This is a genomic window from Sneathiella sp. (genome assembly GCF_029233945.1).
GTDB lineage: Bacteria > Pseudomonadota > Alphaproteobacteria > Sneathiellales > Sneathiellaceae > Sneathiella.
Genome location: NZ_JARGOQ010000001.1, coordinates 1 through 9,104, shown reverse-complemented (window position 1 = coordinate 9,104; position 9,104 = coordinate 1). Strand labels below are relative to the sequence as shown.

At 51.9% G+C, this 9,104-nt stretch carries 9 protein-coding genes, 1 tRNA gene and 1 riboswitch; of the genes, 7 read left to right on the top strand and 3 right to left on the bottom strand.

All coding sequences use genetic code 11. The features are described 5' to 3' along the window. The 5 genes from P1U71_RS00055 to P1U71_RS17930 all read left to right on the top strand — a co-directional run. The coding region (locus P1U71_RS00055) for a type IV secretory system conjugative DNA transfer family protein (protein ID WP_301103492.1) at positions 1-1,726 on the top strand (1,726 nt) is incomplete at its 5' end. 3 nt (positions 1,727-1,729) lie between these two features. Further along, positions 1,730-2,074, top strand: a complete 345-nt coding sequence (locus tag P1U71_RS00050; RefSeq protein WP_301103491.1) for a hypothetical protein — start codon at positions 1,730-1,732, stop codon at positions 2,072-2,074. 10 nt (positions 2,075-2,084) lie between these two features. Next, the gene (locus P1U71_RS00045; protein ID WP_301103490.1) at positions 2,085-2,396 is read left to right on the top strand and encodes a hypothetical protein; all 312 of its coding nucleotides are present in this window, start codon (positions 2,085-2,087) and stop codon (positions 2,394-2,396) included. Between the two features lie 106 nt (positions 2,397-2,502). Next, entirely contained in the window at positions 2,503-2,841 is a 339-nt protein-coding gene (locus P1U71_RS00040) for a hypothetical protein (protein ID WP_301103489.1), read from the top strand. A gap of 2 nt (positions 2,842-2,843) precedes the next feature. After that, complete coding sequence (locus P1U71_RS17930; protein ID WP_367281088.1) at positions 2,844-4,424, top strand: recombinase family protein; 1,581 nt, start codon at positions 2,844-2,846, stop codon at positions 4,422-4,424. On the opposite strand, the gene P1U71_RS00025 is transcribed toward P1U71_RS17930, so the two are convergent. After that, positions 4,375-4,451: transfer RNA gene (locus tag P1U71_RS00025), tRNA-Arg, on the bottom strand. The two genes, P1U71_RS17930 and P1U71_RS00025, sit on opposite strands and share 50 nt — an antisense overlap. A 277-nt stretch (positions 4,452-4,728) precedes the next feature. On the opposite strand from P1U71_RS00025, the gene P1U71_RS00020 reads away from it, so the two are divergent. Then, positions 4,729-5,883, top strand: a complete 1,155-nt coding sequence (locus P1U71_RS00020) for a hypothetical protein (RefSeq protein WP_301103486.1) — start codon at positions 4,729-4,731, stop codon at positions 5,881-5,883. Between the two features lie 88 nt (positions 5,884-5,971). Here the strand turns inward: P1U71_RS00020 and P1U71_RS00015 are convergent, their stop codons facing one another. Further along, positions 5,972-6,601 (bottom strand): HupE/UreJ family protein, encoded by a 630-nt coding sequence (locus tag P1U71_RS00015; protein ID WP_301103485.1) that lies wholly within the window; start codon positions 6,599-6,601, stop codon positions 5,972-5,974. A gap of 35 nt (positions 6,602-6,636) precedes the next feature. Continuing rightward, positions 6,637-6,842, bottom strand: a riboswitch (cobalamin riboswitch). Positions 6,843-7,042: 200 nt separating this feature from the next. Here P1U71_RS00015 and P1U71_RS00010 point away from each other — a divergent pair. Further along, on the top strand, positions 7,043-7,789 hold the full coding sequence (locus P1U71_RS00010) for a glutathione peroxidase (RefSeq protein WP_301103484.1): 747 nt from the start codon (positions 7,043-7,045) through the stop codon (positions 7,787-7,789). A 104-nt stretch (positions 7,790-7,893) separates the two neighbouring features. Here the strand turns inward: P1U71_RS00010 and P1U71_RS00005 are convergent. Next, positions 7,894-9,104, bottom strand: a 1,211-nt coding sequence (locus P1U71_RS00005; RefSeq protein WP_301103483.1) for an ABC transporter substrate-binding protein, incomplete at its 5' end; no start/stop codon positions are given.

Sequence of the window (9,104 nt, the reverse complement as noted above, 5' to 3'; positions counted from 1 at the left end):
AGAGCCCTATGGCTCTCGCACCTCATTCGAATTTCCAGGGAAGGTTACTTTCATGTCCATTGGGTTTGGTTCAAAGCAATCAGGGTCACCAACCGGTGCCCTGATCATCGGGACAATCTTTTATACTGCCGCCGAATACTGGCCCGAGTTTACAGGGACCAACCCCGACGCGGGCGACCATTTTTATCTTGGCTTTTTCCAGTTCTTAGGAGCGATGGCTGTTCTTTCAGGGCTTGCCGGTTACTACGCGCGCTGGAAAAAGAATGAGAAAATCAAGGAAGCTGAAGCCATCTCAAACACTTTTGGGACAGCCGCCTTCGCAACAAGTGATGAGTGTCGTGCAGCAGGCCTGTTCGATCCGAATGGCCTGTATCTGGGACTGATGGAAGGGCAACCCCTCTTCTACTCCGGCAAGGCGCATCTGCTCACCGTTGCCCCTGCACGTCAAGGCAAGGGGATCAGCACCGTTATTCCGAACCTGCTGCACTTTCAGGGGTCAATGTTTGTCACTGATCCGAAAGGCGAGTTGGCGGCAGTAACGGCCAAACACCGCAAAGAGCACTTCGGCCAGGATGTAGTTGTGCTGAATCCATGGAGGCTGCACGGCTTGCCACAGCATCAATATAATCCTTTACAGCCGCTGCTTGATGCAGCGAATGATCCCCTGCTGGTTCGCGGTATCTTCGATGAAGCCAAATCGCTTGCACTGCAACTGCTACCGGAGCCGGAAGATGCACGGAACCGCTACTTCCGTGAGGGCTCCCGTACGATCCTGCGCGGCCTCATGCTGCATCTGGCAACATTTGCGCGACAAGAAAACTGCACCTTGACAGAGATGTGGCTAACACTGTCCAGCATGCGGCGGATGGAAGGCGTGTTGCAGGAAATGTGTGAGTCAGAAGCACTGTATGGAGCCGTCGCAGCGCTTGGAAGCGATTTGCTCCAGCAGGCCACGGACAATCCGGAACAGTTTGCCGATTTCCGGCAGGGAGCGGTGCAGGCCGTCGATATCTTCGATCCCGTTGGTTGGTTGAGCGATTGTGTCAGTGACTCCGATGTCAGTTTCACAGACCTGAAGAACAAGAACACCACAATCTATCTTGTCATACCACAGGACAAAATCGCCACGCACGGTGCATGGCTCGGTCTGGTTACCCAGCAAGCCGTAAAGGATGTCGCCAGGTCCAAAGGCTCAAACGAGGTTCTGTTCCTGCTGGACGAATTTGCCAATATGGGGCGTCTCGCCGGACTTGCAGAGAGCCTGACTGCCTTGCCTGGGCTCGGCGTCCGTGTCTGGGCGATAGTGCAGGAGCTCTCCGAGCTCATACGGATTTATGGCCCGCATACAGCGGCAACGGTAATGTCGCAGGCCGAGGTGAAACAATTCTTCGCGGTGCAGGACAAAAATCTGGCGAGCATGCTTTCGCAGCTCATGGGACAGCGTACCGTCAAAACCAGAAGCTATGGTCTTGGCCCTGATACGAGAGCGGATGTGAGTTTGAATCTGGGAGAGACCGGACAGCCGCTCATGTCTCCTGCTGAAGTCCGTCTAATGGCGCCTGACGAACAGCTTTTGTTCGTCAATCAGGTATCGCCGATCCGAGCTAATCGGATGCCTTTCTGGTTTGTCGATCCGTGGATGCATTGGGTGGAGGAAAATCCGGTTGAGGGTGCTTACCCGATGACACTGCCGGAACTGACAATGAAATATCAGGCAAGGAACTGAGCCATGAAAAATTATGACGTCGAAGTTGTCGGCGCAAAGGGAAACAAGCAGAAAAAGAATGCTGTCAGACAATCTGCCGGTCGGTTGAGAAACGGGCTTCGCTTTTTGCTGAAACGCCCGTTCTTACTGGGAATGGTATTTCTTGCCGGATGTGCCCTGTTTTACGGCACCCCGCATATTGGCTGGGATTATCAGTGCCATCACCCGATGCGCCCTGGGCAATCCTGCCGGTCGGTATTTTACTGCGCCTATTACGGCATTCAGGGTCGGCGGGAAGTCTTTCCGGCATCCGGTGATAACTGCCGTGCAGTGACTTTTCTGACTCCTGACTGGTCAGAAATATTTTGAGGAGAAAAGTATGAAGAAAGAGATCGGTAAATATCAGCGGCCCTCTACGCGATTTTCGAAAAGTGGGAGGACAGTCACCGTCACGTTGCATGTTGACCGCCGTGACTATGAATTCGCCCGCGCATGGGCTGAATTTCATTCACCCGCTGCTCCGGCGGGGACCGCAGAATGTCAATTGGAAGGATATCTCTCAATGGCGCTTTGTTCTCACAGACTGAAAATTAATTGGGAGCCGCCCGCCGACATTCAAAAACTTTATGAAGGTTCAGACACTCACAAGCCAGGATGGAAACATGGTCCGGATGACGGAACCCCTTTCTGAGCAAGGGTTTCGACATCCCCCTAAAGTTGCCTGAATTTGTTATAGACAACTTAAAATGGTAGAATGGAAAGAAGACATTATGCTGACTAATTACGAGAAGCCTCGCATGGTAGACGAAGAAAAGCAAGTCAGCAAAACTGATCTCGCACTTGGTTTTGCTACACATGCGCAACCCATTATTACCCTGGATGCCGAGAAATACCAGCACTGGCTGGATGACTCGGATTTGAGCAAAGATCAGAAGCAGGAATTCCTGCAAGCTTTGTGGTCGATTGTCGTAGCTTATGTTGAAATGGGCTTCGGGGTTCACCCATTGCAGGAAGTCTGTGGACAAGACGGATTTTGTGAGGGTCAGTTATCGCAGACCTTCGAAAATGAAGTAGACTCTGGAAAATCAAAAGATAAAAAGGAGGGGGCCGATCATTCGGATATCGGTCTTAAGTAATAATGAGTGACAGCTATTCATTGGAAAAATTACCGCAGAAAGCGGTTATCTATTGCCGCGTTTCCAGCACGAAGCAGACGGTCAGGGGCGACGGGCTGGGGTCGCAGGAAACGCGTTGCCGTGAGTATGCAAAATACAAGGCCATGGACGTAATAGAGGTTTTCCAGGATGACAGTTCCGGCAGCCTGATCTCGCGCCCTGGCATGCTCGCCATGCTCTCTTTCCTGAAAGCACAGGGTAAGGAACCTCATGCAGTAATAATTGACGATATCAGCCGTCTGGCGCGTGGTCTGATGGCACATATCGAATTGCGCGTATTGATCGGTGAAGCTGGCGGTGTGCTGGTCAGCCCATCCATTGAGTTCGGAGAGGATGCTGACTCCCAGCTTGTCGAGAATTTGCTGGCCTCGGTGTCACAGCACCAGCGCCAGAAGAACGGTGAGCAGACAATCAACAGGATGCGGGCCAGAACCCAGAACGGATATTGGGTGTTTCAGGCCCCTGTCGGTTACCGGTACGAGCGCGTTAGCGGGCATGGCAAACTTCTGATCCGCAACGAGCCAAATGCCTCTGCCTTGCAGGAAGCGCTGGAGGGCTTTGCTTCCGGACGTTTTGAGACCCAGGCCGAGGTAAAGCGTTTTCTGGAGGCCCAGCCCGCTTTTCCGAAGGACCTGCCGAACGGCGAAATACGGAACCAGCGGATCACGGATCTTCTGACTCGTGTTATCTATGCTGGATATATCGAAGTGCCCAATTGGAATATCAGCCTGCGTGAAGGTAAACATGAAGGGCTGATCGGCCTTGAAACCTTTGAAAAGATTCAGGAGCGCCTGAAGAAAAAGGCGAAAGCACCGGCGCGAAAGGATATCAACCACGACTTTCCGTTGCGTGGGTTTATACTTTGCGATGACTGCGGCAAACCGCTCACGGCCTGCTGGTCAAAAGGCAAGCTGAAAAAATACCCCTATTACCTTTGCCCGACAAAAGGTTGTGCAAGTTACCGTAAATCCGTTCGCAAGGAGGAGCTGGAAGGAGCATTTGAGGAACTGCTAAAGGATTTGCAGCCTGCTGAAAATCTGTTCCAGCTTGTCAGGACCATGTTCAAGGATGCCTGGAGTATGCGCCTTATGCAGTCCAGAAGATCAGTAGCAGAGCTGGAGGCCACTATCATGCAGATAGAAAAGCAGATTGAAGCGCTTCTGGACAGAATTGTTGAAGCGTCAAGTCCGGCTGTCGTTGCGGCCTATGAAAAGAGACTGGCAAGTCTGGAACGGCAAAAAGCGGTTGCGGTGGAAAGGATTCAAAGAATCGGTCGTCCACGACTAACCTTTGAGGAGTCGTTCGAACACGCCATGTCTTTTCTTTCAAGCCCTTGGAATATATGGAATAAATCGGAAATCATGGGCAAGAAAATGGTGCTCAGACTGGCTTTTCTGGAGCCTTTGGCCTATAGCCGAAACAAAGGACTTCGAACACCTAATTATGCCTTTCCATTCAAGGCTTTAGGTAAGATTCACAGTAGAAATTGCGAGATGGCGCACCGGGGAAGATTCGAACTCCCGACCCCTAGATTCGTAGTCTAGTGCTCTATCCAGCTGAGCTACCGGTGCTTATTTGTCAGCCTGTCTTTAGCCGACTGCAAGGCGCGATTTAGGTATGGCGCCTGCCTGAGGATCGGGAAATTAATCAAAAGGGGGAGGCATTGCAAGCGATTAAACCGGATTTTCTTAAAAAGTTGTGTCGAAATCGCTTCTTGTCGCCACGCTTTTCATTAGATACTATCTCCCCCTGATTTCCGGTTAAAATAACCGCTCGGCATGGAACGGCGATTTTGCCCTCCCGCTACCGGGTTTTTGCGCGCACAGAAACTAAGAGTGTTTTACAACCATGGTATTCAACCTCACCCGCCCCGTTGCAGTCAGCGCCGTGTTACTCGTCGCGAGTTGCTCTTTTGTTGATGAAAAACTGCTGCCGCCCCTGACGGGAGATCCGGCACCCGCGAAAGCAGGACAGGAAGCTGTTGCCAACGCGGAGAAGGCGACGATGTCCGCCGATCCAACAGCAACGCAAGCGGCATTGGCCTCAACCTCTTCAGCTCCCGCGCCGCAAGTGGCCGCGAGCCGGTTCCAGCTACCGGAGGTCAGTACGGCGCCAAGTACCGGCACGGTCGTCGGGCAGCGGGTTGAAACTTTGCGGGACAATCTCCGTGCGCTTCAGGCACGCGTCAACCAGAGCAGCTCACAGTTCGAGGCGATGGAAGCCTCAACCACCGCAACGTCGCAGCGCTACCATGGCACCATGGCCGCCATCAACGCACGCCTTCAGATCGGCACGACCAAGGGGAACCCTATTCTGATCAACCAATGGAATGAAGCGCAAAGCGATCTAGAGAAAATTGCGGCGGATGTCTCAAGTATGAACAGCCTTGCAAATACGGTTGCCGGAGATGCGGGTGAGGTTGGTTTCTTGCTCGAATCGGTGCGATCCGCCTTTGAACTCAGCGGCGCAATTGAGGAAGATCATCGTCAGTTGACGGTGCTGGAGGATGAGACCAGCCGCACTTCTGTGCTGACAAACCGTCTTCTGAACCAGCTCACCAACGATATCAACCGCCAGACCGCCTATGTCGGGACGGAACGGATGAATCTTACCAATACTTCCATCGCGATCAAGAATGGCGGGTTTCTGGGCACAAGCGCTGGCACGCGCAATTATCTGGAAACCGCAACGACAGACTCCGCATCAGGGGAACGTCAGGCACTGGTCATCATCCGCTTCGATCGCGACGATGTCGCCTATGAACAGGCACTTTATGATGCAATCAGCCGCACCATGCAGGAACGGCCACAGTCATCCTTCGATGTTGTCTCCATCGCGCCTCTGAACGGCAATCTCGCCAGCAATCAGGCGAAGTCCGTCCAGAATGCGGAACGGGTGCTGCGCTCCCTTGTTGACATGGGCCTTCCCGCGGCGCGGGTTAATCTCGCGAGTACCGCAAATGCGAACGTCGCCTCTAACGAGGTACATGTGTACGTCCGCTGACGGCGACCCATTGCTGCAATAAAAAAGAGACGGTAGTTTTCCGTCGCTTTTTCTTTGGAAAAGGCCGCCCGCGCGGCCCAACTGTTCTTTAACCGAAAATCATGCCTTCGACATTTTCGACGAAGAAAGCGAAACCAACGCCAGCGGCAACCGCACCGGCAATCCTTGGTTTTGTCGCCGCAGCCTCCGTTGCGTGCCAGAATTTCTCAGCAATAAATCCGGTGCCGATGGCGACTGAATACTGAATAACAGCAAAGCCAATGAGATAAGCGACAAGCGGCGTGTTTTCCGCCCCGACAATTGCTTCACCATAGGCACCGCCATGAAACAGGCCCGCAATGGCAAAAATTGCCACATAGAGACCCGCCGGGATTTTCTTACCCGATACCACCAATGCACCCATAAGAATGACGGATCCTGTGATCACCAGCTCAGCGTAGGGAAGGGTTACCCCATTTGTAATCAACAGGCACCCGGCGATGGTTCCAAGAATAAAGACAAATGGCGCCACATATTTTCTTGTCAAAAAGGCCGCCGCCAGCCCCACCAGAACCACAAAGGCCAGATGGTCGATCCCGATTACCGGATGGGCCAGGCCGGATATTAGTCCTTCCATGAAGCTACTCGGCATTGCGCCGCCCATCGCATGATGGGCAAATGCCAGATTAGGAACCGTCGATGCCGCAAGCACCGTCGTCGCCGCTATTTTATATCGCATGTCATTCTCCTGTTTTCGTCTCACCCGACGAATTGACTTAGTTTCCAATCAGCGGCAGGTCTCCTGGCTCGCGCTAACGCAGTGCTTTCTGCCTTCCCAGAATTCTCCAGTGGCATCTTCGAAAGCCCCTTCGCGCTTACAGTTGCGGGGGCAGCCATAGAATTGGACGATAAATCGTCCTCACTATATTCCCTTTTAACCGACCGATAAAATCGATAGAACCGCCTTGCGCAAACTCTACCAACTGCCATCGATGATGACCAGCGGCAATTACAGTCATCTGAAATCTTTTGCGGTTAGGCCGCCTAGTCAAGACACCATCAGGTATTTTGGGCCACGTCGCTTAGTATTTTAAAATAATTCTAAAAACTACTTGCATTCATTTCTGAGCTGAATATATATGGCTCATCAACAGAATTTGCATATTGATGGAGTTGAAAAATGAAAAATATGGAAGGCCAGAAAGTCCCGAATGTCACCTTTAAAACACGCGACGGCGACAGCTGGTGCGATGTGACAACGGATGAGCTTTTCAAGGGCCAGAAAGTTGTTTTATTCGCTCTTCCCGGAGCCTTTACGCCAACATGCTCTTCGTCGCATCTCCCCCGGTATAATGAGCTTGTGCCGGTATTCGAGAAGGCTGGCATCGACCGCATCATCTGCCTTTCGGTCAATGATACCTTTGTCATGAACGAATGGAAGAAAGACCAGAAAGCCGACAATATTACCTTTATCCCCGACGGAACGGGCGCATTCAGCGACGGCATGGGCATGCTTGTGGATAAGGCCGATCTGGGCTTCGGCAAGCGGAGCTGGCGCTATTCAATGCTGGTCAATGACGGTACCGTTGAGAAAATGTTTATTGAGCCGGAAGTCGAAGGTGATCCATTCGAGGTTTCGGATGCGGACACAATGCTGAACTACCTGAGCCCAAGCGCGGAAAAACCAAAAGCGATTACGGTCTTCTCAAAACCGGGTTGTGGCCATTGCGCGAGAGCAAAAACCGCACTGGAAAAAGCTGGCCTTGGATATGAGGAAATCGTTCTTGGAACCGACGCAACGATGCGCTCCCTGAGAGCGGTATCGGGCGCCCTGACCACGCCGCAGATTTTTATCGACGGCCAGAAAATCGGTGGCGCCGATGAGTTGGAGAGCTATCTGGGCACCGGTAAATCCGCCGCCGCATAAAACTTCGGTTACCGCGAAGAAGGTTTCGTCAATTTCCTTCTTCAAAAAGAAACCCGCTGGTGTGAGCCAGCGGGTTTCTTTACTTCGATTAGATGTGAGAGGCGTTAATCGCTCCAGGACATCCGGGACGCATCAGTTGCAAAGAGCGGCAAGTCGTTCCACACACCTTTAAGCCCCTTGCGGACAACATAAATTCGCGGAAACTGGAAAAGGTATCCATTAACCGCGTCTTCGGCCAAGATTTTCTGTGCAGTCTGCAAGAGCTCCGTTCGTTCGGCAGCTGACGCTGCAGATTCAGCCGCCGCAACCACTTCATTAAACTTCGGGTTATTGTAGTTGAAGTAGTAATTTTCGCGGGCATAAATGCCAATATCCATGGGTTCAACATGGGCTACGATCGAGAGATCGTAGTTTTTCTTCTTATAGACCTCGTCAAGCCATTTCGGCCAATCCACATTCTCGATATTGATCTTGAAACCTGCTTTTTCAAGCTGGGAAGCAACGATCTGCCCTCCTTGGCGAGCATAATTGTCCACCGGCGGCAGCTTCAAAGAAAGCTCAAGCCCGTCTGGATATCCTGCTTCTGCAAGCAGTTTTTTGGACAACTCCGGATCATATGGATAGGTATTTGTCAGATCAACATAATCTGGATGATGTGGCGCAAAATGCGATCCAATCGGTGTACCGTAGCCGAACATGGCACCATCAATAATTTCCTGTCTGTTAATTGCATGCGCAATCGCCTGACGGACTTTCAACTTGGAAAGAGCTTCGTTCGCATTATTTGTACTGAGAACAACTTCGCCATTAGTGTTTCCAACAATAATGTCAAAATCCTGCTTCAGTGAATCACTCGAGAGGAGCTCAGTCGGGATATCGGTCGCATCGACATCACCAGAAAGCAAAGCGGCAAGACGTGCGGTGCCGTCTCCGATGAACCGGATCGTAACGTTCTTGATCGCTACACTATCCTTGTCACGATATGTATCCGCTGCAGAGAGCTTTATGCTGTCACCCTTTGTCCAGCTAGCAAGCTTATAGGGACCAGTGCCAACGGGCTGAGTGGCGTTTGTCGCATCCGAAGCCGGATCAACGATGACTGCGGTTGATTCGCCAAGTTGTTCCAACAAGTCAGGGCGACGTTCTTTCAGCTTGATCACCACGGTATTGGCATCCGGCGTCTCAATACTTTCCATGCTTGTGAAGCGATCTTTACGTTTGTTCTGGCTATCCTCCGCAGCATTGGCTTCAAATGTGTACTTAACATCGGAGCTGTCAAAATCCGCGCCGTCGTGGAATTTCGCGCCCTCAACCA

Coding starts and splice junctions, on each gene's coding strand:
- P1U71_RS00010 (WP_301103484.1), top strand. CDS start 7,043: ATGAAAAATATGGAAGGCCAGAAAGTCCCGAATGTCACCTTTAAAACA.
- P1U71_RS00050 (WP_301103491.1), top strand. CDS start 1,730: ATGAAAAATTATGACGTCGAAGTTGTCGGCGCAAAGGGAAACAAGCAG.
- P1U71_RS17930 (WP_367281088.1), top strand. CDS start 2,844: ATGAGTGACAGCTATTCATTGGAAAAATTACCGCAGAAAGCGGTTATC.
- P1U71_RS00020 (WP_301103486.1), top strand. CDS start 4,729: ATGGTATTCAACCTCACCCGCCCCGTTGCAGTCAGCGCCGTGTTACTC.
- P1U71_RS00015 (WP_301103485.1), bottom strand. CDS start 6,601: ATGCGATATAAAATAGCGGCGACGACGGTGCTTGCGGCATCGACGGTT.
- P1U71_RS00040 (WP_301103489.1), top strand. CDS start 2,503: ATGGTAGACGAAGAAAAGCAAGTCAGCAAAACTGATCTCGCACTTGGT.
- P1U71_RS00045 (WP_301103490.1), top strand. CDS start 2,085: ATGAAGAAAGAGATCGGTAAATATCAGCGGCCCTCTACGCGATTTTCG.